Genomic DNA, 24,825 nt, shown 5'->3' with positions numbered 1-24,825 from the left:
GAAGCACCGGAAGACGTACCGGAAATGGAAGCCGTGGAAACACCCGAGCCCGAGGCCACCGCAGCGGAACCCGCCACCCCGGCCGGGTCCACCCCGCGTCGACGGCGGCGGCTGATCGTCGTGATCGCCCTGGTCGCGGCGGTCACCGCCGGGGGCGGGATGTGGGCCGCCACCCTGATCCGCTCGCCGGAGCAGGCCGCCGCCGACGCCAAGGCGCCGCCCGCCTCGGTGCTCACGGCACCGGTGGTGCAGCGGGTGCTCTCCAACACCACCGTCCTGCGCGGGGTGTTCACGGCCGGCCAGTCCTTCCCGGTGCAGCCGGGCGCGGTCTCGGCCAGCGCCGGCGGCCCGGGCGGCGGCACCCCGATCGTGACGGCGCTGAAGGTCAACAGCGGGGACGCGGTGGACTCCGGACAGGTGCTGGCCGAGGTGTCCGGACGGCCGGTGATCGCCCTGCCCGGCTCGACACCCGCCTACCGCGACATGGCACCGGGCGAGTCCGGCGGCGACATCGGCCAACTGCAGGACGTGCTCCGGGACATGGGGTACTACCCGGGCGGCGACGACAAGGGGTACTTCGGGGCCGCCACCAAGGCCGCCGTGGCCAGGCTCTACCAGAAGCTCGGCTACCCGGCGGCCACCACCGGCGACCAGACCGCCACCGCCGTCCGGACCGCCCAGCAGGCCGTGGACCAGGCCAAACAGGCCGTCCGGGACCTGGAGAGCCAGCCCGCCCGCGGCGGCGGCGAGCCGACCGCGGCGGCCACTCCGGCCGCCACGGCCCCGGCGGCCGGCAAGAACGGCGCGCCGGCCCCGGGAGCCACCGGGACCGGCGCACCCGCCGGGGGTACCACTGGAGGTGCCGCCGCGCTCGCCCGGGCCCGCGCCGATCTCACCGCCAAGCAGCAGGACCTGGCCCGCGCCCAGGCCAAGGACGGCCCCCAACTGCCCGCCGCCGAGGTGGTCTTCCTGCCGGCGCTGCCGGCCCGGGTGGGTGCCGTCGGCGCCAGGGTCGGCGACAAGGTGACGGCCCCGGTCCTCACCCTCACCGCCGGCGGCCTCAACCTGACCGGCCACCTGCTCCCCGGCGACGCCCCGCTGGTCAAGCCCGGCATGGACGTCACCGTGCTGTCCGAGACCACGGGCGTCCAACTCACCGCCAAGGTCGGCTCGGTGGGCGCGCTCGTCACCCCGGGAAGCCCCGGTGGCGGCGGGGGTGGGGGCGGCGCCGCCAGCGCGGCACCGGCGGCCCCGGGCGCCGGCACCGACCCCTACGTCCCGCTCGTCGTCACCCCCGACGCCCCCTGGGACCCGGCCCTGGAGGGCCAGGACGTCCGGATCACCGTGGTCGCCGCCTCCACCCAGGGCGAGGTGCTCGCCGTGCCCTCCTCCGCCATCAGCTCGGGCGTCGACGGCCGGACCTCGGTGTCCGTCGCGGGCACCGACGGCACCCGGCGCACCGTGGAGGTGACGGCGGGCGTCGCCGCGGACGGCTTCGTCGAGGTCAAGCCCGCCGCCGGAGCCGAACTCAAGCCCGGCGAGCAGGTCGTGGTCGGCCGGTGAGCGGGGCCGGGACAGACCGCGCCGGAGCCGACCGCGACACCCCGGTGATCCGGCTGCGCGGGGCGTTCCGCACCTTCCCCGGACCACCGCCGGTCACCGCCCTGCACCCCCTCGACCTGGAGGTCGCCCGCGGCGAGTACGCCGCCGTGATCGGCCCCTCGGGGTCCGGCAAGTCGACCTTCCTCAACCTGCTCGGCCTGCTCGACCGGCCCAGCGGCGGCACGTACGAACTCGACGGCATCGACACCGGCGCGCTCTCCGAGGCCCGCCGCACCGCGCTCCGCGGCCGCCGGATCGGCTTCGTCTTCCAGTCCTTCCACCTGCTGCCGTACCGGACCGCACTGGAGAACGTGATGCTCGCCCAGGTCTACAACGGATCGGCCAGGGCGGGCCGGGCCGACGCCGCCCGACGGGTCCTGGACCAGGTCGGCCTCGGCCACCGCGCCGAGGCCCTGCCCTCCAGGATGTCCGGAGGTGAACGCCAACGCGTCGCAGTGGCAAGGGCGTTGGTGAACCGGCCGTCGCTCCTGCTGTGCGACGAACCGACCGGGAACCTCGACTCGGCGACGGCCCTGCGGGTCATGGAGCTGTTCGAGGAACTGCACGGGAGCGGCCTGACCCTGCTGGTCATCACCCATGACCGCGAGGTCGCCGAACGGGCCCGGCGGACCATCACCATCCGGGACGGCCGGCTGAGCGCGGCCGGGGCGGCGGTCGAACGGTGAGGAGGCGCGCCACGTCCACCGAAGTCCCGCTCTCCCGGCTCGGGTTGACCGACCTGCTGAGCGAGGCGCTGTCCGGCATGGTGCAGCGGCCCGGCCGGTCGGTGCTCACCCTGCTGGGCACCGTCCTCGGCGTCGGCGCCTTCGTCGCCGTCCTCGGGCTCACCTCCAGCGCCACCGGCCAGATCGGCAAGCGCTTCTCGGCCCTGCAGAACACCACGGTCACCCTGGTCGGCCGCGGAGCGGAGGTGGTCCTCGGCAACGGCCAGCACCGCGCCGCCATGGACTTCCCCGAGGACGCCGACCGCCGGGTGGGCCGGCTCAACGGCGCGGTCGCGGCCGGGGTCTACTGGAGCGCGCCGCTGACCGAGCCGAAGATCTCCACCTCCCCGGTGCCCGGCACCGGCTCCGGCGCCGGGCTCAACGTCCTGGCGCTCTCCCCCGGCGGCTTCGACGCGATCGAGGCCCGGGTCTCCGCCGGCACCGTCTACAACGCCTTCCACAGCGAACGCGGCCTGCGCGTCGCGGTCCTGGGCTCGGCCGCCGCCGGACGGCTCGGCATCAGCCGCCTCGACGCCCACCCCGCGGTGTTCGTCAACGGCGTCGGCTTCACCGTCATCGGCATCATCGACGGCAGCGCCCGGCTGCCCGAGACCGCGCTCGACGTCATGGTGCCCACCACCACCGCGCGGACGCTCTGGGGCAACCCGCCGCCCGGGGAGAACGGCCGGGCCCGGATGGTGGTCCGCACCCGGACCGGCGCGGCCGCCCTGGTCGCCTCCCAGGCCCCGACCGCCCTGCGCCCGGAGGCCCCCCAGGACTTCGAGGCCCTCGCCCCGCCCGACCCGCACACCCTGCGGGACTCCGTCTCCACCGACCTCACCGGGCTGTTCCTGCTGCTGGCCGCCATCTGCCTGGTGATCGGCGCGGTCGGCATCGCCAACACCACGCTGGTCGCCGTCCTGGAGCGCACCGGCGAGATCGGCCTGCGGCGCGCCCTGGGCGCCCGGCCCCGGCACATCGCGGCCCAGTTCCTCACCGAGTCCACCGTGCTCGGCACCCTCGGCGGGCTGATCGGCACCGCGATCGGCGTGGCCGTCGTGGTGCTGGTCGCGCTGGCCCGCGACTGGACCGCCCTGCTCCAGCCCTGGACGGTCCTGCCCGCACCCCTGGCCGGCAGCCTGGTGGGCCTGCTGGCCGGCCTCTACCCGGCCCTCCGGGCCGCCGCCGTCGAACCGGCCGAAGCCCTGCGCCACTGACCGACCCCGGCTCCCCCGCCGTCCCCTACAACTACGAAGCCGCCCGCAGCAGCGCGTCGTCCTGCCACTTGAGGATCCTGTCGAAGCCCACGACCGCCCCCCGCCGTCCCCTACAACGAAGCCCGCCCTACGAAGCCGCCCGCAGCAGCGCGTCGTCCTGCCACTTGAGGATCTTGTCGAAGCTGACGATCGCCCCGCGCAGCGGGTGATTGCGCAGCTGGACGTGGTCGGTGAGGGCGTGGATGAGGAAGAGGCCGCGGCCGGACTCGGCGGTGAGGTCGGGGAGGGTGTCCAGGTCGACCGGGCGCAGGGTGGGGACGCTGGGGCGACAGGGCAGGACGTGGGTGTCGTACGGGTGGCCGTCACGGCGGGGGCCGTACGCGGCGAGGACGCGGGCCGGGACGGTCGCGCGGCCGCGGCGGGTGCGGCGGGGCGCCCGGCCGGCCACCGCCGGACGGGCCTGGTCCGGCGCGGGGGTGCGGCGGACGGCGGCGGCCCCGGCGGGGGCGGGGGCCGGCAGGCCGGGGCCCGAGTCGGTGACCTCGATCCGCAGCCGGTCGCCGCAGATCGAGGCGGTGACCTGGAAGCCGTCGTCGGGCCGCCCGGTGGCGCCGTGCTCGACGGCGTTGGCGCAGGCCTCGGTGAGGGCGACGCCGAGGTCGTCCGCGATCTGCGGGTCGACGCCCGCGGTCGCCATCGCACCGAGCAGGATGCGCCGGGCCAGCGGAACGCTGGCCGGGTCGCGCTTGAGGTGCAGAGTCCACCAGATGTCCACGGGAGGTCCCTCCTGGCTGCGGCTCCACATACAACTAGGTATCTCCGGGCGATTCCCCGGCGAACCGTGCCCGGGGGCCGCTACCGCCCGTTCGGCGGATGGACCGGGGGCCGGGGTCTGTGCCGGGCGACGCGTACGCCCCCTCGCACGCGCCGCCGAAAGGGGCATTCGTAGGGATTTCCCACCCTGCCCGTGTCGGCGGCGTACGCAATGAGAGGATGGCCCGGCCATGACTGCCCTCGCCGCCGCCCCGCTCCCGGGCGCCCCCGGACCGGCCCAGCCGGTGGGGTCCGCCGCCTGGGACCTGCGGCTTGCCCGGGCGGTCCCGTTCGCGCTGGTGTGCACCCTGATAGCCGCCGCCGGGCACGCCCTGGCGGGTGGCGGGAACGTGCCGCCGACCGCGCTGGCGCTGGGCTTCGCCGCGGTGCTGGCGTTCGCGGTGGTCTGCGGCGGGCGGGAGCGTTCGCTGGCGGCCATCGCCGGGGCGCTCGGTGCCGGGCAGCTCGGACTGCACTGCCTCTTCCACGGTTTCAACGGTTTCGGCGGCTCCATGGCCGGTATGCACCACGGCGGCTCCGGTCCGCTGACGGTGCCGCAGGTGGCCGGCCGGTTGATCTGCAACGAGGCCCGACCTGGCACGCTGCTCGGCCTGCCGGGCAGCCCGTCCCCGGAGCAGCTGGTCTCCTCCGCGGGCCTGGACCCGCACGCGTTCGCCGCCGCGCCCTGGTGGCAGGCCGGGGTCTTCGGCATGACGCCGTCGATGCTGGCCGGGCACCTCGGCGCCGCGCTGGTCGCGGGCTGGTGGCTGCGGCGCGGCGAGGCGGCCCTGTGGCAGCTGCTGCGGGTGGCCGCCACGGCCGCCCGGGAGCACTGGGCGGCGCCGCTGCGTACGGCGTTCGCGCTGGTGGCCGCGTTGCTGCGCGGTCTGTTCGGGACGGCCGGCCCGGCCCGCCGGTTCGGTGCCCGGGGCGGGGAGAGCCCGCTCCCGGCGGGTGCCGTGCTGCGGCACAGCGTGGTGCGGCGCGGCCCGCCGTGCGGGGCCCTCGCGTACTGACCGGCGTTTCCTGGCGGCCCTCGGCCGTCCCGGGTGCCCGGCGTGCGTACCGTCCGGCCGTTCCCCCGACCACCGGGGCGGCCCGAGGCTCCACCCCCGCGTCCCCACCCCCGCGGCCCCCGCGGCACGGCTCCCGTCCGTCGCCGGTTCCGGCTGCCGCCGAGCTCCGATCGGAGACCCGCATCATGCGTTCCCTTCCCGCCCGCCGTCTCGCCGCCGTCGCCCTCACCGCCGCCGCGTCCGTGGTGGCGCTGGCCGGCCCCGCCTTCGCGCACGTCACCGTGAACCCGGGTGCGGCCGCCCAGGGCGGCTACACGGCCGTCGACTTCCGGGTGCCGAACGAGAGCGACACGGCGGGCACGGTGAAGCTGGAGGTCAACCTCCCGCTGGACCACCCGCTGGCCTCGGTCCGGACCCTGCCGCTGCCGGGCTGGACCGCCGCGGTCGAGAAGGCCAAGCTCGACAAGCCGATCAAGGTGCACGGCAACGACGTCACCGAGGCCGTCTCCAAGATCACCTGGACCGCCGACGCCGGCACCAAGATCGCCCCCGGCCAGTTCCAGGAGTTCCGGGTCTCGCTCGGCCCGCTGCCGACCGACACCGACAACCTGGTCTTCAAGACCCTCCAGACCTACGACAACGGCGACATCGCCCGCTGGATCGACGAGACCAAGGACGGCCAGCCCGAGCCGGCCAAGCCCGCGCCCGTCCTGAAGCTCACCAAGGCCGCCGAGGGTGACGGCCACGGCGTCACCGCCTCCCCGGCCGCGGGCGCCCACGGGGGCAGCTCCGACCAGGCCGCCGCCGCCGGCGACGCCAAGTCCAGCGACTCCACCGCCCGCACCCTGGGCGTGGTCGGCATCGTCGTCGGTGTGATCGGCACCGCCGTCGGTGTGCTCGGCCTGCGCCGCAAGAGCGGCAACACCGCCTCCTGACCCCACGCCGGTGGGGCCCGTACCCGGACCACGGGTACGGGCCCCACCGGTGGCCCACCCCGCACGATCGGAACTCCCATGCCCCGCACCACCCGCCTGGCCGGCGCGGCCGCCCTCGCGCTGGCCGCCGCCCTGACCCTCTCCGCCTGCGGCTCCTCCGGCGGCGGCTCCACCGCCGCCAAGGTCACCCGGCAGAAGGAGGACACCCCGTACCAGGGCACCAAGCTCGCCAAGAACTTCGAGAAGCCGGACCTCCAGCTGACCGACACCGCCGGCCAGCCCTTCGACCTGCGCCAGCAGACCAACGGCAAGGCCACCCTGCTGTTCTTCGGGTACACCAGCTGCCCGGACGTCTGCCCGACCACCATGGGCGACATCGGCGTCGCGATGAAGGCGCTCCCCGCGGAGGAGCGGCAGAAGGTCAACGTCGTCTTCGTCTCCACCGACCCGCAGCGCGACACCCCCCAGGTGCTGCGCACCTGGCTGGACTCGATGGGCAGCGACTTCATAGGCCTCACCGGGGACCTGGCCAAGGTGAAGACCGCCGCCAGGTCGCTCGGCATCATGATCGAGGACCCGGTCGTCAACGCGGACGGCACGGTCACCTCCACCCACGGCGCGCAGGTGCTGGCCTTCCTCCCCTCGGACGACAAGGCGCACGTGCTCTACATGAGCGGCACCGAGGAGAAGACCTACGAGCACGACCTGCCGCTGCTCGCCAAGGGGGTCGCGGCGTGACCCCGGCACAGACCGGGACCGGCCGCTTCCGCCGCAGCGCCCTGCTCGGCGCCGTCGTCGCCACGGCCCTGGGCGGCGGCGCCATCCTGGCCGCCTGCGGGACGGGCGGCGGCGCGGGCGGCCAGGACGGTGCCGCCGCCGGGCCGGCCCGGCTCAGCGTCGCCGACTCCTACATCCCGCTCCCCCCGGCCGGCGGCATGGCGGCCGGCTACCTGACCGTCCGCAACGACGGCGGGCAGGACCAGCTGCTCAAGGTGAGCAGCCCGGCCGCCGAGTCGGTCACCATGCACCGCTCGAGCGCGTCGACCATGGAGCAGGTGGACAGCCTCGACGTCCCCGCGCACGGCGCGCTGCAGCTCGCCCGGGGCGGCAACCACCTCATGATCATGGGATGGCAGAAGGCCCCGGTCCTCGGCGACGAGCTGGAGCTGGACCTCACCTTCGCCAAGTCCGGCACCATCTCGGTCAAGGTGCCGGTCAAGGAGCTCACCTACCGCCCCGGCCAGAGTTAAGGGGACCGCCACCATGCAGTCGGCCGGCCTGGAGAAGGCCACCCACCGCCGGATCGCCGGGGTGCTCGGAGTGCTCGGCGCGTTGCTCGCGCTGATGCTCGCGGGCGCCGGGCTGGCCTCCGCGCACGCCACCCTGGATTCCACCGACCCCCGGCAGAACTCGGTGGTCGCCACCGCCCCGCAGGCGGTGACGCTGACCTTCAGCGAGTCCGTCTCGCTCTCCGGCGACTCCGTCCGGGTGCTCGACCCGGCCGGCAAGGCCGTGGACACCGGCAACCCGGCGCACGCCGACGGCAAGGGCAACACCGCCCGGGTCGGGCTGCGCGACGGACTCGCCAACGGCACCTACACGGTGGCCTGGCGGGCCGTCTCGGACGACTCCCACCCGGTCGGAGGGGCGTTCACCTTCTCCATCGGCGCGCCCTCGGACACCTCGGTGTCGGCCACCGCGCTCCAGGGCGCCGAGGCCGACGGCCTGGTCGCCGCCCTGTACGGCACCGGGCGCACCGTCGCGTACGCCGCCTTCGCGCTGCTGGTCGGCGTCGCCGCCTTCGTGCTGCTCTGCTGGCCGGCCGGCACCGCCCGGCGCCGGGTGCAGCGACTGCTGATGACCAGCTGGACGGCGCTGCTGGTCTCCACCGTCGCGGTGCTGATGCTGCGCGGCCCGTACGAGCGCGGCTCCGGGATCGGGCAGGCCTTCGACCTGTCGCTGGTGCGCGCCACGCTGGACGAGCGGATCGGCACCGCGCTGGCCGCCCGGCTGCTGCTGCTCGCGGCGGGCGGGGTGTTCCTGTCGCTGCTGGTCGGGCAGCTGGGGCAGCCGCCGCGGCCGGTCGTGCCGAAGCCGCGGGACGAGGAGGAGGCCGGCACCGACGACCTCGCGCGCGGCGCGGCCGCCGAGGACGACGCCGAGGCCGCCGAGCTGCGCGAGCTGGAGCGGCGGGCCGCCGAACGGCCGCAGCGCGAGGCCCGGCTCGGCCTCGGCGTGGCCGGACTGGTGCTGGCCGTCGCCCTCTCGGCGACCTGGGTCGGCGCCGACCACGCCTCGGTGGGCATCCAGGTCTGGCTGGCGCTGCCGCTCGGCATCCTGCACCTGATCGCGATGGCGCTCTGGCTGGGCGGGCTGGCCGCGCTGCTGGTCGCGCTGCGCGAGGGCGTCGGCGCCGAGGTGGTGGACCGCTTCTCGAAGATCGCCTTCGGCTCGGTGGCCGTCCTGGCCGGGACCGGGATCTACCAGTCCTGGCGGGGCCTGGGCAGCTGGGGCGCGCTGACCGGCACCGAGTACGGGCGGCTGCTGCTGGTGAAGAGCGGCTGCGTGGCCGCGATGCTCGGCGTCGCCTGGATCTCCCGCTCCTGGCTGGCCAGGCTGCGCTCGGCCCCGGCCGAGGCGGTCGAGGTCGCACCGGCCGAGCTGCCGGAGCCGGTCGCCGTGGCGGCGCACAGCGAGGACCCGGCCCGGCAGGCGCAGCTGGAGCGTCAGCGGGCCGCGCTGCGGAGCGCCGGACGCGACCGCGGGCTGACCCCGACCCGGGCCGGGCTGCGCCGCTCGGTGCTGGTCGAGGCGCTGGTCGCGGTGGCGGTGCTGGTGGTCACCACGATGCTCACCAACTCCCCGCCCGGGCGGGTGGCGGGCGAGGTCAAGGCCGGGGCGGCCGCCGCTCCGGCCGCCGGCGGGGCCGCGGCGGCGCCGCAGACCGAACCGGGCCGCACCGTCGACCTCAAGCTCCCGTACGACACCAAGGGCCGGACGCCGAACGCCAAGGGCACCGCGACCGTCACCCTCAACCCGGCCCGGACCGGGCCGAACGAGGTGAAGCTCGCGCTGGACGGCGCGGACGGGCAGCCGGTGGACGTCCCCGAGGTGGAGCTCGCCTTCACCCTGCCGGACCGCGACCTCGGCCCGCTGCCGGTCGCGCTCACCCCGGAGGGCACCGGCCGCTGGAGCGGCACCGCGCAGCTGCCGCTGGCGGGCACCTGGGTGGTGTCGGTGCAGATCCGCTCCTCCGACATCGACCAGACCACCCCGACCCAGCAGTTCAAGATCGGGTGAGCGGGGTGACCGACATGTCGACGGACCACGCTTCGACGGGCCGCAACCCGGCGGGCCACGGCCCGGCGGACCACGCTTCGGCGGGGCCCGCGGGCTTCACCCGGCGGGCGCTGCTCGGCACCGCCGGGGCCGGGCTGCTGGTCGGGGCCGGCGCGGGCGTCGCCGGGGCGGTCGCCTACGACCGTCCCGACCGGAGCGGCCGGGCCGCGGCCGGCCCGGGCGGCGCGCTGGGCGCGGCCCGGGTGCCGTTCCGCGGCGAGCACCAGGCCGGGATCACCGACCCGCCGCAGGCCAGGGTCCAGCTGGCCGCCTTCGACCTGGCCGAGGGCGTCGGCCGGGACGGGCTGCGCACCCTGCTCCAGCGCTGGACGACGGCGGCCGACCGGCTGACCGCCGGGGAGCCGTCCGAGGAGTTCGACAACCAGGTCGCGCTGGACGCCGGCCCCTGCTCGCTCACCGTCACGGTCGGCTTCGGCGCCACGCTGTTCGACAAGGCCGGGCTGGCCGACCGCCGCCCGCCCGGGCTCGCACCGCTGCCCGCCTTCCCCGGCGACGCGCTCGACCCGGCCCGCGGCGACGGCGACCTGTTCGTCCAGATCGGCGCGGACGACGCCCTGGTCGCGGTGCACGCCCTGCGGGTGCTCCAGCGGCTGGCGGCCGGTACGGCGGCGCTGCGCTGGCAGTCGGCCGGCTTCGCCCGCACCCCCGGCGCCGCCGCCCAGCCGGTGACCGGGCGCAACCTGATGGGCCAGATCGACGGCACCAACAACCCCCGGCCGGACGAGGACGGCTTCGCCGCCAAGGTGTTCTGCGCCGCCGGTGGCGACCAGCCGGCCTGGCTGGCCGGCGGCTCGTACCTGGTGTTCCGGCGGATCCGGATGCTGCTGGACAACTGGGAGGCGCTGCCGGTGGACCGGCAGGAGCGGGTGATCGGGCGGCGCAAGTCGGACGGCGCCCCGCTCGGCGCGCCCGCCGGGGCCGGCGAGCGCTCCCCGGTCGACCTCACCGCGCAGGGCTCGGACGGCACCCTGGCGATCCCCGCCGACGCGCACATCCGGGTCGCCGCCCCGGCGGCCAACGGCGGGGCGGCGATGCTGCGGCGCGGCTTCTCGTACCACGACGGGCTGCTGCCGGACGGCTCACCGGACGCCGGGCTACTCTTCCTCGCCTTCCAGAACGACCCGGGCAAGGGCTTCACCCCGGTGCAGCGCAAGCTCTCCCGTGGCGACGGCCTCTCCCGCTTCCTGCGGCACGAGGCGAGCGGCCTGTACGCGCTGCCGCCGGGCGCGCCGCCCGGCGGCTACCTCGGCCGGCAGCTGCTGGAGGGGTAGTTCCCCGGACGGTTCCCCGGGGGTCCGACCACGGACCCCCGGGATCCACCGCCGCGGTCCCGGCCACTGGAACGCTTGGCCGCCGGGGCCGTTGAATCGTTAGGGTGACTGCTTCGGCACACCCTGCCCGCGCAGTACCCCGGAACCCCACGGAGGCGTCATGTCGGCCACCCGCTACACCTACCTCGGACCGGCCGGCACGTTCACCGAGGCGGCCCTGCACACCCTGCCCGAGGCGGCGACCCGGGAGCTGGTGCCGCTCTCCTCGGTGGCGCTGGCGCTGGACGCGGTGCGCGGCGGGGAGGCGGCCGGGGCGTTCGTCCCGATCGAGAACTCGGTGGAGGGCGCGGTCACCGCGACCAACGACGAACTCGCCTCCGGCACACCGCTGATGATCTACCGTGAGGTGCTGCTGCCGATCACCTTCGCGCTGCTGGTGCGGCCGGGCACCGAGCTGTCCGGGATCAAGACGGTGACCAGCCACCCGGTGGCCCAGCCGCAGGTGCGGCGCTGGCTGGCGGCCAACCTGCCGGAGGCGGACTGGGAGTCGGCGGCCTCCAACGCGGACGGCGCCCGGCTGGTCGCCGAGGGCCGCTACGACGGCGCGTTCGCGGGCGAGTTCGCGGCGCCGATCTACGGGCTGGAGCCGCTGGTCAAGGAGATCGCGGACGCGAAGAGCGCGGCCACCCGGTTCGTCCTGGTCGGCCGCCCGGGGCGGGTCTCCTCGCCGACCGGCGCGGACAAGACCTCGATGGTGGTCTGGCTGCCGGACGACCACCCGGGCGCGCTGCTGGAGCTGCTCCAGGAGTTCGCGGTGCGCGGGGTCAACCTGATGCGGATCGAGTCCCGCCCGACCGGCGAGGGCATGGGCAGCTACTGCTTCCTGATCGACTGCGAGGGGCACCTGTCCGAGCGCCGGGTCGGCGAGGCGATGATGGGGCTCAAGCGGATCTGCCCGCAGGTGCGGTACCTCGGCTCCTATCCGCGCGCCGACCGGCAGGAGTCCACCCACCGCCGGCCGGGGACCTCGGACGGGGATTTCACCTCGGCGGCGGACTGGCTCTCCCGCGCGCTCGACGGCCGCGGGGACATCTGAGCTTCTCCTCGAGTCCTTCCGGACTTTTCCGACTGTTTTCGCCCGGCCCGGGCGGCCCGGGCGGGTGACCGCACCGTCGTCCACAGGGGCCGTCGGGGCCGGAGACCGCTGTCCACAGGGCTCCCCGCTGTCCACAGCCCGGAGTTATCCACAGGCCTGGGGACGAGTCGACAAACCGGTATAGCCATTGCCCAGACCCGGTCGGACCATCGGTTTGCGTCGCAGAGATGACCAATCGGACCAGAGTCACCCGGTTGCCAGCAAATCACCCGTCCGAGTGCTTCAATTCCCTCACCCGAGAAGGTTGATTGAGGTTTGAAACCTCAATTCCCTGGTTCGTTCACGCGGAAGGCAATCCTCCCCTTTGATCCACAGGCCCGGGGCCCGGCCTGTGGATAACCCGGCGACGGGAAGTTCCCCACAGGAGTTATCCACAGGCGCGGACGAGTTATCCCCAGGGAAAAAGCCGTACCGGTGGAGGAACGGTCTCCCGGTACGCTTGGGCCTGTGATTGACCTTCGCCTGCTCCGTGAGGACCCTGACCGAGTGCGCGCCTCGCAGCGCGTCCGTGGCGAGGACGTCGACCTGGTCGACGCCCTCCTCTCCGCCGATGAGCGGCGCCGGTCCTCGGGCAGCCGCTTCGACGAACTGCGCAGCGAGCAGCGGGTGCTCGGCAAGCAGGTCGCCCAGGCCAAGGGCGACGAGAAGGCCGCCCTGCTCCAGCGCACCAAGGACCTGGCCGCCGAGGTCAAGGCCGCCGACGCCGAGCAGGGAGCGGCCAAGGAGGAGGCCGACCGCCTGCTCCGCTCCCTGGCGAACCTCATCGACCCGGCCGCCCCGGTCGGCGGCGAGGAGGACTTCGTCACCCTCGAGGAGATCGGCACCCCGCGCGACTTCGCCGCCGAGGGCTTCGAGCCCCGCGACCACGTCGAGCTCGGCCAGATCCTCGGCGCGATCGACACCGAGCGCGGCGCCAAGGTCGCCGGTGCCCGCTCCTACTACCTGACCGGCGTCGGCGCGCTGCTGGAGCTCGCCCTGGTCAACATGGCGATCGCCCAGGCCACCGCGGCCGGCTTCATCCCGATGATCACCCCGACCCTGGTCCGCCCGGCCGCCATGGACGGCACCGGCTTCCTCGGCCAGGCCGCCGAGAACGTGTACCACCTCGCCGAGGACGACCGGTACCTGGTCGGCACCAGCGAGGTCCCGCTCGCGGCGTACCACATGGACGAGATCCTCGACGCCGACAAGCTGCCGCTGCGCTACGCCGGCTACTCGTCCTGCTTCCGCCGCGAGGCCGGCACCTACGGCAAGGACACCCGCGGCATCATCCGCGTCCACCAGTTCGAGAAGGTGGAGATGTTCGTCTACACCACTCCCGAGGACGCGGAGAACGAGCACCGGCGCCTGCTCCAGTGGGAGAAGGACTTCCTCAACGCGCTGGAGCTGCCGTACCGGGTGATCGACGTCGCCTCCGGCGACCTCGGCGCCTCGGCCGCGCGCAAGTTCGACATCGAGGCGTGGATCCCCACCCAGGGCAAGTACCGCGAGGTCACCTCGACCTCCAACACCACCGAGTACCAGGCCCGCCGGCTGTCGATCCGGATGCGCGAGGACGGCAAGACCCGCCCGCTCGCCACCCTGAACGGCACCCTGGTCGCCGTCCCGCGCACCATCGTGGCGATCCTGGAGAACCACCAGCAGGCCGACGGCTCGGTCGTCGTGCCCGAGGCGCTGCGGCCGTACCTCGGCGGACGGACCGTCCTCGAGCCGGTCAAGTAAGCCGGCCCGCCCAGCACCACCTGCGACACTCCCGGGAGACGTACGGCCCATGAGCACCACCAGCCCCAGCCCCGTCTCCCCCGACGGTGGCGACCTGCCCTACCGGCTGGTCGCCACCGACCTCGACGGCACCCTGCTCACCAGCGGGGAGACCGTCTCCGAGCGCACCCGCGCCGCCCTGGCCGCGGCCACCGGCGCGGGCGCGCTGCACATCATCGTCACCGGGCGCTCCGCGGTCTGGGCCCGCCCGGTCTTCGACGAGATCGGCTACACCGGGATAGCGGTCTGCGGCCAGGGCGCCCAGGTGTACGACGCCGGCGCGCACAAGCTGCTCACCTCGCTCACCCTGGACCGGCGGCTCGCCGCGCTCGCGATCGAGAAGATCGAGGCCGAGACCGGCCCGCTGGCCATCGCCGCCAACCAGGACGGCCTCGACGGTCAGGTGCTGGCCGGCCCCGGCTACGAGCTGCTGATCGGCTCCGACCTGCCGGTCGTCCGGGTCGACCGCGGCGGGCTGTACGACTCCCCGCTCAGCAAGCTGTACATCCAGCACCACGCCCTCACCGACGACGCCCTCGCCGAGGCCGCCCGCCGCGCCGCCGGCGACCTGGTCGGCGTGGTGATGGCCGGCGCCGGCGTGGTCGAGCTGCTCCCGCTCGGCCTGTCCAAGGCCACCGGCCTGGCCGTCGCCGCCCGCCGCCTGGGCGTCCGCGCCGCCGACACCATCGCCTTCGGCGACATGCCCAACGACGTCCCGATGTTCGGCTGGGCCGCCCACGGCGTCGCCATGGCCAACGCCCACGAGGAACTCCTCGCCGTCGCCGACACCGTCACCTCCAGCAACGACGAGGACGGCGTCGCCGCGGTCCTGGAGCACCTCTACCCGCAGCGCTGACGCCTCCGGCGCGGCCCTTGTGCGCTGTGCCCCGGGCTCGCACACCCCGCAGCCCCACCCGAAGCCGGAGAACCGCCGGCAATCGGGCCATCCGCTGCGGCCTTCCGCCCCGCGCAGTTCCCCGCGCCCCTGCTGGGGCGCGGGGAACTGCTGTCTGGGGAGGAGACGCACCCCCGGCGCCGGGTGGGGTGAGGCCGATCGGGGGGTTCAGGGGCTGGTCAGGGATGGGTTGTAGGATGACCGGGCAAGCGGTTGTAGGATGACCGACGACTGGTTTCGGCGTGTGCGGTGGGAAGGGAGGTCCGGCATGAGCGGCGGTCTGCAGGCGGCCGGGCGGCGTTCCCTGGTCGACACCGCGATCGAGCAGTTGCGGGAGCAGCTGGCCGGTGGGGCGTGGCCGGTGGGGTCGCGGATTCCCACCGAGCACGAGCTGGCCGAGCAGCTGCGCGTCGGGCGGAACACCGTGCGGGAGGCGATCCGGGTGCTGGTGCACGCCGGGATGCTGGTCTCCCGGCAGGGCGAGGGGACGTTCGTCCGCTCCACCAGCGACCCGGCGTCCGTGCTGCGCGGCGTCCAGCGCTCCGGCATCCGGGACGTCCTGGAGGTCCGTGCGGCGCTGGAGACCGAGGGCGCCCGGCTGGCCGCGCTGCGGCACACCCCCGAGGACGTCCGGCGGATGCGCGCCGCCCTGGCCCGTGAGGCCGAGGTGTTCGCGGCGCACCCCGAGCGGGCGAGCCGCGAGGCCACCGTCGAGCACGACCTGGAGTTCCACACCGCCGTCGTCGAGGCCGCGCACAACCCCGCGCTGGCCGAGGTGTACCGCTACTTCGGTGCCTCCGTCCGCGAGGCGATGACCTCCGCCTTCGGCGACCACGACATGCCCGAGGCGGTCGTGGCCACCCACGAGGCGCTGGTCGACGCGATCGAGAGCGGTGACCCGGACCGGGCCGAGGCGGCGTGTCGTGCGCTGCTCGCCGGCCCGACCGCGGCCGTCGAGCAGCTGCTCGCGGCCATCGCGGCCCGGAAGTAGGACGGCGCGAGCCTCCCTTCCGCCGTCCGCTTCCCCCGCACATTCACGAAAGAACAGCACACCCATGGCCGTCACCCGTGCCCAGCAGCCGGTTGTCACCGCTCCTGCCCCGCTCCCCGGCCGCGTCCGGCTGGCCCATCCGCTGCTGCTGCTGACCGGCATCGTGCTGGTCGCGCTGAACATGCGCGCCTGTCTGGCCGCGGTCTCCCCGATGGTCGGCGAGATCCAGCGGACCTTCGGCCTCTCCGCCACCGCGAGCGGTCTGATCACCACCGTCCCGGTGCTGTTCCAGGGCGTCGGCGCCCCGCTCACCCCCCGGCTGACCCGCCGTTTCGGCGCCGAGCGGGTGGTGCTCGGCGCGGTGCTGGTGCTGGGTGCGGGCGTGCTGCTGCGGGTGCTGCCCTCGGTGGCGGCCCTGTACGCGGGCTGCGTGGTGATCGGCGTGGCGATCGCGGTGCTGAACGTGTCGATGCCGGGCCTGGTCAAGCGCGAGTTCCCGGACCGCGCGGCCACCATGACCGGCGTCTACTCGACCACCATGCTGGTCGGCGCCACGCTCGCGGCCGGCACCTCCGTCCCGCTGGAGCACGCGCTCGGCGGCGGCTGGCGGGCCTCGCTCGGCGCCTGGTCGCTGCTCGCGCTGGTCGCGGCGGTGGCCTGGCTGCCGCAGGTGCTGCGCTCCCGCCAGGAGCGGCAGGGGGCGGTGGCCGCGGCCGCAGCGCCGGCCAAGCCGATCGAGGGCATCTGGAAGTCCGCGCTGGCCTGGCAGATCAGCCTCTTCATGGGCATCTCGTCGCTGCTGGTCTACACCCTGGTCGCCTGGATGCCGACGATCCTGGCCGAGCACGGCATGGACCGCGGCCAGGCCGGTCTGGTCTTCGCCTTCTCCAACCTGGTGCAGGTGGCGGGCGCCTTCCTGGTGCCGCTGATGGCCGGCCGGATGACCAGCCAGCGCGCGCTGGCGGTGGTCATGGTCGCCCTGAACGGGCTGGGCATCGCGATGCTGCTGGTCGCGCCGGTCTCCGCCGCGTGGGTGTCGGCGACGATCCTGGGTGTGGCCCAGGGCGGTTCGCTGGGCCTGGGCCTGGCGTTCATCGTGCTGCGCACCGACACCGCGGCCGGTGCCGCCCAGCTGGGCGGGATGTCGCAGGCGATCGGCTACCTGGTCGCGGCGGCCGGCCCGGTCGGCGCGGGTGCGCTGCGCCAGCTGACCGGCGGCTGGGAGACCCCCCTGGTGCTGATGCTGGTGCTGGTCCTGGTGGTCGGCGCGGCCGGCTGGGGCGCGGGCCGCAACCGCACCCTCTGAGCCGAGCGCGCGCACTACAGCTCCGGACGGCGGTGAGCCCCGGACACCCTCACAGGTGTCCGGGGCTCACCGCTTGTGCCGTACGGGGCTCACTCCTCGCCGGCGAGGGTCATCCCGGCCAGCTTCACCGAGGCGAGCACCGTCGCCGCGACGGTGACCACCAGCAGCAGCGGCACGGCCGCCCCGAGCGAGACGTCCGAGCTGATCGCGTTCTGTCCCGCGACCGCCTCGGCCACCGAGCGGCCCCACTGCTGGATGCTCAGCGTCCGGGCGCCCTCGACGAAGTTGCCGACCGTCGACTCCCAGATCAGGGCGTACGCCAGACCGGCCACGACCGCGTGCCGGGTGACCACGCCGAGCAGCAGGAACAGCGCGCTGTACGCGGCCCCGGCGACCAGCACGGCCACGGTGTAGCCGAGCGCCACGCCGTCCTGGGTGCCGACCAGCAGCAGCCCGGCCAGCAGCGTCGGGACGACCGAGAACAGCCAGGTGACGCCGATCGCGACGACCAGCTTGGTGGTCACGATCCGCCACCGGGGCAGCGGCTTGGCGAGCAGGTAGACGATCGAGCCGTCGTCGATCTCGTTGGCGATCACCCCGGTGCCGACCACCAGTCCGAGGATCGGGATCAGGGTGCCGAGGCCGAGGGCGCCGAGGATGTTGTTGGCCATGTCGTGCGGGTCGGCGCTGGACACGCTCGCGACGGCCGCGACGACCAGCAGCAGGGCGGGGGCCACCAGCAGCAGCAGGCCGCGGCGGCGCCCCAGCAGCCCGCGCAGGGTCAGCCTGGCGACGGTGGGGTTCATGGTCGGTCGGCCCCTTCCTGGGCAACAACGGTCCTGGCGGCAGCGGTCCCGCCGACAGTGGTCCTGCCGACGGCGCTCACGCGGAGACCAGGTAGGAGAAGACGCTCTCCAGCGATTCGTCCGCCGGGGAGACGGTGTACAGCCGGATGCCGGCCTCCCGGGCGACCCTGGGCAGCAGGGTGGTGAAGCCCTGGAAGTTCACCGCTTCGATCCGCAGCGCCCGCTCCCGTTCGTCCACCTCGATGCCGCTGGTCGAGCCGTCGGCGATCAGCGCGGCGGCGAGCCGGCGGTCGTCGCTGGAGCGGACCAGGTAGCGGTGCGGGCGGTCGGTCATCAGTCGGCGGATCTTGCGGAAGTCGCCCGAGGCGGCGTGCCGTCCGGCGACCACCACCTCGATGTGCCGGGCCAGCTGCTCGACCTCCTCCAGGATGTGGGAGGAGAACAGCACCGTCCGGCCGTCGGCGCCGAAGCGGCGCAGCAGGTCCATCAGCTGGAGCCGCTGGCGCGGGTCCATGCCGTTGAAGGGCTCGTCGAGCAGCAGGACGGACGGGTCGTGGACCAGCGCCGAGGCCATCTTGACCCGCTGCTTCATGCCCTTGGAGTAGGTGCCGGTGCGGCGGTCCTTGGCGTAGTCCATCTCCACCAGGTCCAGCGCCCGGCGGGCGGCGGCGCCCGGCTGGGGCAGGCCGTGCAGTTCGGCGTTGGCGAGGACGAACTCCCAGCCGGTCAGGTAGTCGTACATCGACTCCCGCTCGGGCACCAGGCCGATCTGCTTGTACACCTGCTGGTTGCGCCAGATCGGCGCGCCGTCCAGGGTCACGGAGCCGCTGGAGGGGGCCAGGAAGCCGCTCATCATGTGGATGAGGGTGGACTTGCCCGCCCCGTTGGGACCGAGCAGGCCGGTGATGCCGGGGCCGATGGTCATGGTGATGTCGTTGACCGCGACCACGTTCCCGAACCAGCGGGAGACCTTGTCGATGCTGATGGTGGCCATGCCGCCCTCTCAGACGTTCCGATAGCGGCGCAGCAGCAGCCGGTACGAGCCGACCACCATGGCCACCGCGACGAGCGCGAACACCGCCAGACCGAGGCCGCCCGGGGCGTGCCGGCGGTCGAAGCCGTCGCCGAGCCCGAACAGCTCGTTGACCAGGGACTCCACCAGGTCGGTGGGCGAGATCAGCGACATCCACTGCGGGGCGTCGGAGCCGGTCGTGCTGCGGTTGCTGATCCCGACCGCGGCCGCTCCCAGCGCGGCGCTGACCGCCAGGTAGCCCATGATGGCGGCCACGCCGAAGCCGCGGCGCGGGGTGGCGGCCGCGATCACCACGGCCACCGAGGTCGGCACCAGGGCGTACAGCACGGCCGCGACCAGGCCGTACAGGAAGTGCGCGGTGTTGTGCCCGAAGTCCATCCCGGCGAGCAGCGCGCCGATGTACAGCACCAGCAACGGGGATGCCATCAGCAGCAGTTGGGCGCAGACCATGGCGCCGAACTTGGCCCGGACGTAGTCGGTGCGGGTGATCGGGCGGGAGAAGTACAGCGGGACGGTCTGGTAGCGCAGGTCCCGGGAGAGCAGGACCGGCGCCTGGGAGGCGAGGAAGACCGAGATCACCAGGCTGAAGATGGAGAGGTAGCCCGCGTACTCGACCGGCAGCTCGTCGCGCTTCATCACGACCGAGACCGCCACGAAGATCAGCGCGGGCACGGTGATCACGCCCAGCACCAGCATCGGCAGCACCTTGGACTTGCCGGAGCGGCCGAGGCCGTACGCGGCGCGCAGGCTCTGGGTGAAGAGCGCGCGGGTGGCGTAGGTGCGGCCGAGCCGGGGGCCGGTGTAGCCGCGGTAGCCGATGTCGTGGATGACGCCGGTGTCGGCGGACCTGGTCTCAGGAGGCAGCGGCATCGTTCGTCCCTCCCTTGCTCTGCTCGGTGTCCTGGGCGTCGGTGAAGAGCTCGGCGACCCGGTGCCGGCGCTGCTCCAGCCGGACCAGGCCGAGGCCGAGTCCGGCGACGGCGTCGCGGATGGTGTCGTACGTCGACTCGTCGGCCAGCCGGACCAGCAGCAGGTGCGAGCCCTCGGGCTGGACGGACAGTCCGGCCGCGGCGAGCCGCTCGCGGACCGCCGGACCCGGCTCGCGGCCGTGGTCCTCCGGGAAGTCGCCGACCTCGACCGCGAGGACGGCCGTCGCCTCGGTGAAGGAGGCGGTGGAGGAGGAGCGCAGCAGCTTGCCGCCGTCGATCACGACCAGGTGGTCGCAGGTCCGCTCCAGCTCGCCGAGCAGGTGGGTGGTGACCAGCACCGAGATGCCGAAGTCGGTGTGCACCCGGCGGATCAGCGCCAGCATCTCGTCCCGGCCGGCCGGGTCGAGGCCGTTGGTCGGCTCGTCCAGCAGCACCAGTTTCGGGTCGTGCACCAGCGCCTGGGCGAGTTTGACCCGCTGCTTCATGCCGGTCGAGTAGCCGCCCATCGGGCGGTACCGCTCCTCGTACAGGCCGACGTGCCGCAGGGTGTCCGCGGTGCGCTCACGGGCGGCGGTGGCGGGCAGGCCCGCCATCCGCGCCATGTGCACCACGAACTCCGTCGCGGAGACGTCCGGTGGCAGGCAGTCGTGCTCGGGCATGTAGCCGACCTGCGCGCGGATCTCGGAGCCCTGGGTGGCGACGTCCAGGCCGAGGACCTCGCCGCGGCCGGAGGTCGCCGGGGCGAGCCCGAGCAGGATCTTGATGAGAGTGGACTTGCCCGCGCCGTTGGCCCCGACCAGACCGACCACACCCGGCCGCACCTCGACGGTGAGCTGGTCGAGCGCGGTGACACGGGGATACCTCTTGGTGAGGCCGTCCGTCTTGATGACAGCTGTGGACACGGGACCAAACGTAACGGCCTTGTGCGGTACGGGTCATGAGCTGGAATGACGAGGCCGTCTGCTGCTGCGGTATGACGTCGGAGCCCCTCACCCCTAGGGGTTAGAAAAAGCGGAATCCACCTGTACCCTTTGTCGAATCTCTTTACACACTTGCCTGACTCTTTGCCAACGGGGGTGCCGGAGCAGCGCCCCGGCACGGAGGGGGACGATCGACATGTCTGATCGGGCGACCGCGTTCGACCGGATGATGAACCCTTGGGCCTACGACGCGGACGGGAACCTGACCGGCTCGGCCCGCGCCCGGGAAGCGGCCCGCACCCAGCTCAACTCGGCCTCGGCGTCCGGCGGCGGAGGCGGGGGCGGGGGCGGCTTCAGCGCCGATACCAACGCGCTCACCACCGCGGGGAACAACTCCGACCAGATCCACGCCCGCCTCAACACCGAGGGCCGGGGCGCCGACGAGGCCACCGCCAAGGTGTCCACCTCGCTGGCCAATTGGAGCACCGGCAAGGCCGCGGCGGGCGCCGCCGGCACCTGGGACCAGTGCGTCGCCGCCCTCGGCGGCACCATCGGGCAGACCACCCAGGCGCTGCGCGCCACCGCCGCCAACTACCGGCAGAACGAGTCGGCCGTCCAGCACGACCTCGGCAACTGAGAGGACCACCGAGATGGTCGACTTCCACGAGCTCAGCACCGCCGACTTCGGCGTCCTGGACACCGCCGCCACCGCCTGGACCACCGTCGCCCAGAAGCTCCACGCGATGGACGGCGACTGGGACACCACGGTGATCGCCCAGGTCGACTCCGCCTGCTGGAGCGGCCCCGCCGCCGACCAGGCCCGCCCCGGCCTCCAGCGCACCAACGAGCAGCTGACCGCCGCCGTCACCGAGGCCAACGCCTTCGCCTCGATCTTCACCGAGGCGTCCACCGAGTTCAAGGCCGCGAAGACCAAGCTGGACAAGGCGGTCGCCGACGCCCGGACGGCCGGGCTGACCGTCACCGAGAACGGCACCGTGAGCTGGCCCCCGGCCGACAACGCCACCCGGCACGACTACGAGGCCCTCCGGGACTACCAGAAGGAGTGGGGCGACAAGGCGGAGGCCGCCCGCAAGGCGATCGACTCCGCCGTCGCCGAGGCCACCGCCGCCGACGAGCGGATCGCCTGGGCGCTGCGCGCCGACAGCATGACGGACGGTCAGAAGTCCTTCAACGGCAAGGCCATCGGCGGCGGCCCGGAGGCCGACGGCCGGCGCGCCGCCCAGCTCGCGGCCCGGGGCGGGGACATCACCGAGCCCGAACTCACCGAGCTGAACTCGCTGTTGGCCTCGCACGGCAACGACCCGAAGTTCGCCACCACGTTCTACCAGGACCTCGGCCCGGACGGCCTGATCAAGTCCTGGAACAGCATGGTCGGCGACCCGGCGCACCCCCGCGACGACAAGGACCCGCGCTGGAAGGCCTACCAGGACCTCCAGAAGAACCTCGGACTCGGCCTGGCCACCGCCACCCGCACCACCAACGAGCCGCACCTGTCCGACGAGTGGGCCGCCGCGCTGCGCAAGGCCGGCTCCCAGCCGGTCTGGGACAAGCCGTACCGGGCCTCCGGCCTGGACTACGTGCCGTACGGCTACCAGGTGCTCTCCGGCATCCTGATGAACGGGAACTACGACGCCCACTTCATCGACCCGATCGCCGAGCACGTCACCCAGCTCGACACCCAGGACCGGTACTGGCCGGCCCCGATGCCCGGCTCCAGGATCCAGGGCTTCAACCTGACCGGCGGCGACGAGGCGGGCGCCGGCTTCCGCCCCACCACGGCGATCCTGGAGGCGCTCGCGCACAGCCCGGACGCGGCCAACAGGTTCTTCACCGAGCAGCCGACCGCCTACAACCAGGACGGCACGGTCAACCAGGGCGGCAAGCCGAAGCCCTCGGACTACTTCTCCTACTACTCCCACGACAAGGACTGGATCCCGGACACCACCTCCCGGGACTCCAAGGTGTGGGACGCGAGCAAGCAGGCCGGTCCGGCCGCCTTCGGCCGCGCCCTGGAGGCCGCCACCACCGGCCACCCGTACGACGAGCCGGGCCCCGTCCCCCCGGACCGGCACACCACCGAGCAGGCCGACCTGATGAAGCGGGTCGTGGACACCTTCGGCCGGCACGGCGACGACGGGGCGCTGGACGACATCAAGGGCGACGGCAAGCTCGCCGCCATGCGGGGCAGCCTCGGGCACATGACCGCCGAGTACATCGGCGACGTGCAGAACTCGCTCTCCCACGGCACCGACCTGCCGGTCAACGGCTCCCCGGCCTCCCTCGACGCCTCCTCCGTGGCCGGGCTGCTCGACGCCCTCGGCCGCGACCCGGACGCCTACGGCGCGGTGACCAACGCCAACCAGGCGTACACCACCGCCCTCATCCGCGGCCACCTGGACAGCGGGCAGACCGACTTCGCCCGGCTGGAGTCGGACATCAAGCACAACGCCGAGTCCGGCGGCGTCGTCAGCGGCTACCTCAACCAGGCCCGCATCGACGAGGTGCACAACGAACACGCCGCCTCCGACAAGGAGTTCAACGACGCGCTGGAGAAGAACGTCGGCTACGGCAAGGACGCCTTCAACGCCGTCATCGGCAGCGTGACCGAGAAGATCCCGCTCGGCGGCGAGATCGCGGACCAGATCGTCGACTCGATCGCCGACAGCGTCATCGAGGCCAACAAGAAGGACACCACCGAGGACGGGCGCCAGGAGAGCCGCAACCACACCGCCGAGGCCGAGGGCCGGGTGGCGAGGGGGGCCGACCAGGCGGTCCGGGACGCCGGCAGCGGCACCGGGATCGCCCGCCAGGACATCGACCGGCTCGCCAACAGCGCCCGCGACAGCGCGCTCCAGGGCATGTCGCGCGGGACGGCGAACAACTCGTCCACCAACGCGAAGGGCGACGCGTGAGCGGGTCCGGCGCCGGGCCCGCGGCTCGCTGGGCCCGGCTCCTCGCGGACCGCTGGGCCGGGCGCCTGCACGACCCGCTGCTGCTGCCCGCCGTGCTGGTCGTGGCGGTGGCCGCCGCCGGGTTCGTCGGCTACCGGGACTGGCGGGGCCACCGCCCGTCCGAGCCCCCCGGCCGGTCCGCCCACCTCTGCCGCCTGCCCACCGGCGCCGACACCCCGCTCGGACGGCTGCTGCCGCCCGGTGACCAGGACTCCGAGGAGCGGACCAGCTCCGGCGTCCGCGACACCGACCAGCAGAGCTGCGCCGTCCGGATCGACGGCCGCGCCGTGCTCACCCTCACCGCCGTCCGGCGCGAGGGGGAACTCGCCCTGGCCGCCGCGGAGGCCACCCGCCCGGACGCCCGCCCGCTCGACCTGCCCGGCCTGTCCGCGGCCTGGCCGGGCGGCGCCGCCGCGGCCCAGTACTGCGTGACCGGGCCCAGCGGCTACGTCGAGGTGCGGGTCACCGCCGGGGAGGCGGCCCGCGCCGACGGGGCGGACGGCCGACAGGCGCTCGAAGAGGTCACCCGCGCCGCGCTGGCGGCGAAGACGAAGGAGCTCTGCCGGTGAAGCACCCCCGGGCCCTGATCGCGGGCGGTTCCGCGCTGCTGCTCGGCGGCGGCCTGCTCGGCTGGCACCTCTACCTCGACCACACCGCCTACCGGCCGCCGGCCGTCGCCCTGTCGCACGGCGAGTGCCGCGGCCTGCTCGACGACCCGGCCGTCACCGGGCTGCTCGGCGGCGCCCCCCGGGTCTTCGTGGAGACGGCCTACCGGGCGGCGACCCCCGACGCCCCGGCCTCCGTGCGCTGCTCGGTCAACGGCGGGGACGGACGGCTGCTGACCGCCGAGGCGTCGTTCGGCGGCGTGCTCTCCGGCGGCGACAGCCTCGGCGCGGTGGGCTTCGAGTGCACCGTGGACGGCCGGCGCACCGGCTACCGCGCCGTCCTCAGGCTCACCGGCAAGGACGGGAAGCTCCTCCCGGACGGGCCCGGCCGCAAGCGGATGGGCGAGGCCGCCCGCGGCTTCGCCGAGCGCGCCGCCGGGCAGCAGCTCGGCTGCGCGGGCGGCGCTGAGCGGCTCGACGTGGTGTGAGCCGCCCGGCGCCGCTTCCGGCTC

At 74.2% G+C, this 24,825-nt stretch carries 23 protein-coding genes; 18 read left to right on the top strand and 5 right to left on the bottom strand.

The window, feature by feature from the left end; genetic code table 11:
* Positions 1 to 24: 24 nt before the first annotated feature.
* The 3 genes from ACFVXH_RS27700 to ACFVXH_RS27690 are packed head-to-tail and all read left to right on the top strand — an operon-like array spanning position 25 to position 3,544.
* On the top strand, positions 25 to 1,563 hold the full coding sequence (locus tag ACFVXH_RS27700) for a peptidoglycan-binding protein (RefSeq protein ID WP_387828215.1): 1,539 nt from the start codon (positions 25 to 27) through the stop codon (positions 1,561 to 1,563).
* Positions 1,560 to 2,288 carry an ABC transporter ATP-binding protein gene (locus ACFVXH_RS27695; RefSeq protein ID WP_387828212.1) on the top strand — a complete coding sequence of 243 codons (729 nt, stop codon included), beginning with the start codon at positions 1,560 to 1,562 and terminating at the stop codon, positions 2,286 to 2,288. Before ACFVXH_RS27700 ends, ACFVXH_RS27695 begins: the two co-directional genes overlap by 4 nt.
* On the top strand, positions 2,285 to 3,544 hold the full coding sequence (locus ACFVXH_RS27690) for an ABC transporter permease (RefSeq protein ID WP_049657145.1): 1,260 nt from the start codon (positions 2,285 to 2,287) through the stop codon (positions 3,542 to 3,544). The genes ACFVXH_RS27695 and ACFVXH_RS27690 overlap by 4 nt, the downstream gene beginning before the upstream one ends.
* 127 nt (positions 3,545 to 3,671) lie before the next feature.
* On the opposite strand, the gene ACFVXH_RS27685 is transcribed toward ACFVXH_RS27690, so the two are convergent.
* Positions 3,672 to 4,319 carry an ATP-binding protein gene (locus tag ACFVXH_RS27685; RefSeq protein ID WP_387828209.1) on the bottom strand — a complete coding sequence of 216 codons (648 nt, stop codon included), beginning with the start codon at positions 4,317 to 4,319 and terminating at the stop codon, positions 3,672 to 3,674.
* Positions 4,320 to 4,548: 229 nt separating this feature from the next.
* Here ACFVXH_RS27685 and ACFVXH_RS27680 point away from each other — a divergent pair, with 229 nt between their 5' ends.
* From ACFVXH_RS27680 to ACFVXH_RS27630, 11 genes are all read left to right on the top strand, one after another.
* A complete protein-coding gene (locus tag ACFVXH_RS27680) occupies positions 4,549 to 5,373 on the top strand; it encodes a hypothetical protein (protein ID WP_079272020.1) in 825 nt (274 codons plus the stop codon).
* 185 nt (positions 5,374 to 5,558) lie between these two features.
* Positions 5,559 to 6,308: a YcnI family protein gene (locus ACFVXH_RS27675; protein WP_387828206.1), complete on the top strand. Its 750-nt coding sequence runs from the start codon at positions 5,559 to 5,561 to the stop codon at positions 6,306 to 6,308.
* 78 nt (positions 6,309 to 6,386) lie between these two features.
* Positions 6,387 to 7,046 carry an SCO family protein gene (locus tag ACFVXH_RS27670; protein ID WP_049660017.1) on the top strand — a complete coding sequence of 220 codons (660 nt, stop codon included), beginning with the start codon at positions 6,387 to 6,389 and terminating at the stop codon, positions 7,044 to 7,046.
* A complete protein-coding gene (locus tag ACFVXH_RS27665) occupies positions 7,043 to 7,558 on the top strand; it encodes a copper chaperone PCu(A)C (protein ID WP_053112532.1) in 516 nt (171 codons plus the stop codon). Before ACFVXH_RS27670 ends, ACFVXH_RS27665 begins: the two co-directional genes overlap by 4 nt.
* 13 nt (positions 7,559 to 7,571) lie before the next feature.
* Positions 7,572 to 9,608, top strand: coding sequence for a FixH family protein (locus tag ACFVXH_RS27660; protein WP_387828202.1), 2,037 nt, complete (start codon positions 7,572 to 7,574; stop codon positions 9,606 to 9,608).
* A gap of 14 nt (positions 9,609 to 9,622) precedes the next feature.
* Positions 9,623 to 10,939 carry an iron uptake transporter deferrochelatase/peroxidase subunit gene (gene efeB, locus ACFVXH_RS27655; protein WP_387828199.1) on the top strand — a complete coding sequence of 439 codons (1,317 nt, stop codon included), beginning with the start codon at positions 9,623 to 9,625 and terminating at the stop codon, positions 10,937 to 10,939.
* Positions 10,940 to 11,099: 160 nt separating this feature from the next.
* Positions 11,100 to 12,035 (top strand): prephenate dehydratase, encoded by a 936-nt coding sequence (gene pheA, locus ACFVXH_RS27650; RefSeq protein ID WP_049652857.1) that lies wholly within the window; start codon positions 11,100 to 11,102, stop codon positions 12,033 to 12,035.
* 507 nt (positions 12,036 to 12,542) lie between these two features.
* Complete coding sequence (gene serS / locus ACFVXH_RS27645) at positions 12,543 to 13,817, top strand: serine--tRNA ligase (RefSeq protein WP_380782550.1); 1,275 nt, start codon at positions 12,543 to 12,545, stop codon at positions 13,815 to 13,817.
* Positions 13,818 to 13,866: 49 nt separating this feature from the next.
* Complete coding sequence (locus ACFVXH_RS27640; RefSeq protein WP_387828194.1) at positions 13,867 to 14,712, top strand: HAD family hydrolase; 846 nt, start codon at positions 13,867 to 13,869, stop codon at positions 14,710 to 14,712.
* A gap of 307 nt (positions 14,713 to 15,019) precedes the next feature.
* Positions 15,020 to 15,742, top strand: a complete 723-nt coding sequence (locus ACFVXH_RS27635; protein WP_049652863.1) for a FadR/GntR family transcriptional regulator — start codon at positions 15,020 to 15,022, stop codon at positions 15,740 to 15,742.
* A gap of 64 nt (positions 15,743 to 15,806) precedes the next feature.
* Positions 15,807 to 17,048 (top strand): CynX/NimT family MFS transporter, encoded by a 1,242-nt coding sequence (locus tag ACFVXH_RS27630; protein WP_387828191.1) that lies wholly within the window; start codon positions 15,807 to 15,809, stop codon positions 17,046 to 17,048.
* A gap of 89 nt (positions 17,049 to 17,137) precedes the next feature.
* On the opposite strand, the gene ACFVXH_RS27625 is transcribed toward ACFVXH_RS27630, so the two are convergent.
* The 4 genes from ACFVXH_RS27625 to ACFVXH_RS27610 all read right to left on the bottom strand — a co-directional run bounded on the left by ACFVXH_RS27625 (position 17,138) and on the right by ACFVXH_RS27610 (position 20,718).
* Positions 17,138 to 17,854 carry an ABC transporter permease gene (locus ACFVXH_RS27625; protein ID WP_049652868.1) on the bottom strand — a complete coding sequence of 239 codons (717 nt, stop codon included), beginning with the start codon at positions 17,852 to 17,854 and terminating at the stop codon, positions 17,138 to 17,140.
* A gap of 76 nt (positions 17,855 to 17,930) precedes the next feature.
* Complete coding sequence (locus ACFVXH_RS27620; RefSeq protein ID WP_049652871.1) at positions 17,931 to 18,848, bottom strand: ABC transporter ATP-binding protein; 918 nt, start codon at positions 18,846 to 18,848, stop codon at positions 17,931 to 17,933.
* A gap of 9 nt (positions 18,849 to 18,857) precedes the next feature.
* A complete protein-coding gene (locus ACFVXH_RS27615; protein ID WP_049652874.1) occupies positions 18,858 to 19,757 on the bottom strand; it encodes an ABC transporter permease in 900 nt (299 codons plus the stop codon).
* Positions 19,741 to 20,718, bottom strand: coding sequence for an ABC transporter ATP-binding protein (locus tag ACFVXH_RS27610; protein WP_049652877.1), 978 nt, complete (start codon positions 20,716 to 20,718; stop codon positions 19,741 to 19,743). The genes ACFVXH_RS27615 and ACFVXH_RS27610 overlap by 17 nt, the downstream gene beginning before the upstream one ends.
* A gap of 214 nt (positions 20,719 to 20,932) precedes the next feature.
* Between ACFVXH_RS27610 and ACFVXH_RS27605 the strand changes: the two genes are divergently transcribed.
* From ACFVXH_RS27605 to ACFVXH_RS27590, 4 genes are read left to right on the top strand one after another with little or no spacing between them, the layout of a single operon-like run.
* Positions 20,933 to 21,373, top strand: a complete 441-nt coding sequence (locus ACFVXH_RS27605) for a hypothetical protein (protein WP_387828186.1) — start codon at positions 20,933 to 20,935, stop codon at positions 21,371 to 21,373.
* A 13-nt stretch (positions 21,374 to 21,386) separates the two neighbouring features.
* Entirely contained in the window at positions 21,387 to 23,669 is a 2,283-nt protein-coding gene (locus ACFVXH_RS27600) for a hypothetical protein (RefSeq protein WP_387828183.1), read from the top strand.
* Positions 23,666 to 24,277 carry a hypothetical protein gene (locus ACFVXH_RS27595; RefSeq protein ID WP_387828180.1) on the top strand — a complete coding sequence of 204 codons (612 nt, stop codon included), beginning with the start codon at positions 23,666 to 23,668 and terminating at the stop codon, positions 24,275 to 24,277. The genes ACFVXH_RS27600 and ACFVXH_RS27595 overlap by 4 nt, the downstream gene beginning before the upstream one ends.
* Positions 24,274 to 24,801 (top strand): hypothetical protein, encoded by a 528-nt coding sequence (locus ACFVXH_RS27590; RefSeq protein ID WP_117488865.1) that lies wholly within the window; start codon positions 24,274 to 24,276, stop codon positions 24,799 to 24,801. Before ACFVXH_RS27595 ends, ACFVXH_RS27590 begins: the two co-directional genes overlap by 4 nt.
* The last annotated feature ends 24 nt before the right edge of the window (positions 24,802 to 24,825 follow it).

This window comes from Kitasatospora sp. NPDC058184, assembly GCF_042883725.1.
Lineage (GTDB): Bacteria > Actinomycetota > Actinomycetes > Streptomycetales > Streptomycetaceae > Kitasatospora.
This window is presented reverse-complemented; position numbering and strand designations above follow the sequence as displayed.

Coding starts and splice junctions, on each gene's coding strand:
- efeB (WP_387828199.1), top strand. CDS start 9,623: ATGTCGACGGACCACGCTTCGACGGGCCGCAACCCGGCGGGCCACGGC.
- ACFVXH_RS27640 (WP_387828194.1), top strand. CDS start 13,867: ATGAGCACCACCAGCCCCAGCCCCGTCTCCCCCGACGGTGGCGACCTG.
- ACFVXH_RS27600 (WP_387828183.1), top strand. CDS start 21,387: ATGGTCGACTTCCACGAGCTCAGCACCGCCGACTTCGGCGTCCTGGAC.
- ACFVXH_RS27630 (WP_387828191.1), top strand. CDS start 15,807: ATGGCCGTCACCCGTGCCCAGCAGCCGGTTGTCACCGCTCCTGCCCCG.
- ACFVXH_RS27625 (WP_049652868.1), bottom strand. CDS start 17,854: ATGAACCCCACCGTCGCCAGGCTGACCCTGCGCGGGCTGCTGGGGCGC.
- ACFVXH_RS27700 (WP_387828215.1), top strand. CDS start 25: ATGGAAGCCGTGGAAACACCCGAGCCCGAGGCCACCGCAGCGGAACCC.
- ACFVXH_RS27635 (WP_049652863.1), top strand. CDS start 15,020: ATGAGCGGCGGTCTGCAGGCGGCCGGGCGGCGTTCCCTGGTCGACACC.
- ACFVXH_RS27620 (WP_049652871.1), bottom strand. CDS start 18,848: ATGGCCACCATCAGCATCGACAAGGTCTCCCGCTGGTTCGGGAACGTG.
- ACFVXH_RS27660 (WP_387828202.1), top strand. CDS start 7,572: ATGCAGTCGGCCGGCCTGGAGAAGGCCACCCACCGCCGGATCGCCGGG.
- ACFVXH_RS27605 (WP_387828186.1), top strand. CDS start 20,933: ATGTCTGATCGGGCGACCGCGTTCGACCGGATGATGAACCCTTGGGCC.
- ACFVXH_RS27675 (WP_387828206.1), top strand. CDS start 5,559: ATGCGTTCCCTTCCCGCCCGCCGTCTCGCCGCCGTCGCCCTCACCGCC.
- ACFVXH_RS27680 (WP_079272020.1), top strand. CDS start 4,549: ATGACTGCCCTCGCCGCCGCCCCGCTCCCGGGCGCCCCCGGACCGGCC.
- pheA (WP_049652857.1), top strand. CDS start 11,100: ATGTCGGCCACCCGCTACACCTACCTCGGACCGGCCGGCACGTTCACC.
- ACFVXH_RS27670 (WP_049660017.1), top strand. CDS start 6,387: ATGCCCCGCACCACCCGCCTGGCCGGCGCGGCCGCCCTCGCGCTGGCC.
- ACFVXH_RS27615 (WP_049652874.1), bottom strand. CDS start 19,757: ATGCCGCTGCCTCCTGAGACCAGGTCCGCCGACACCGGCGTCATCCAC.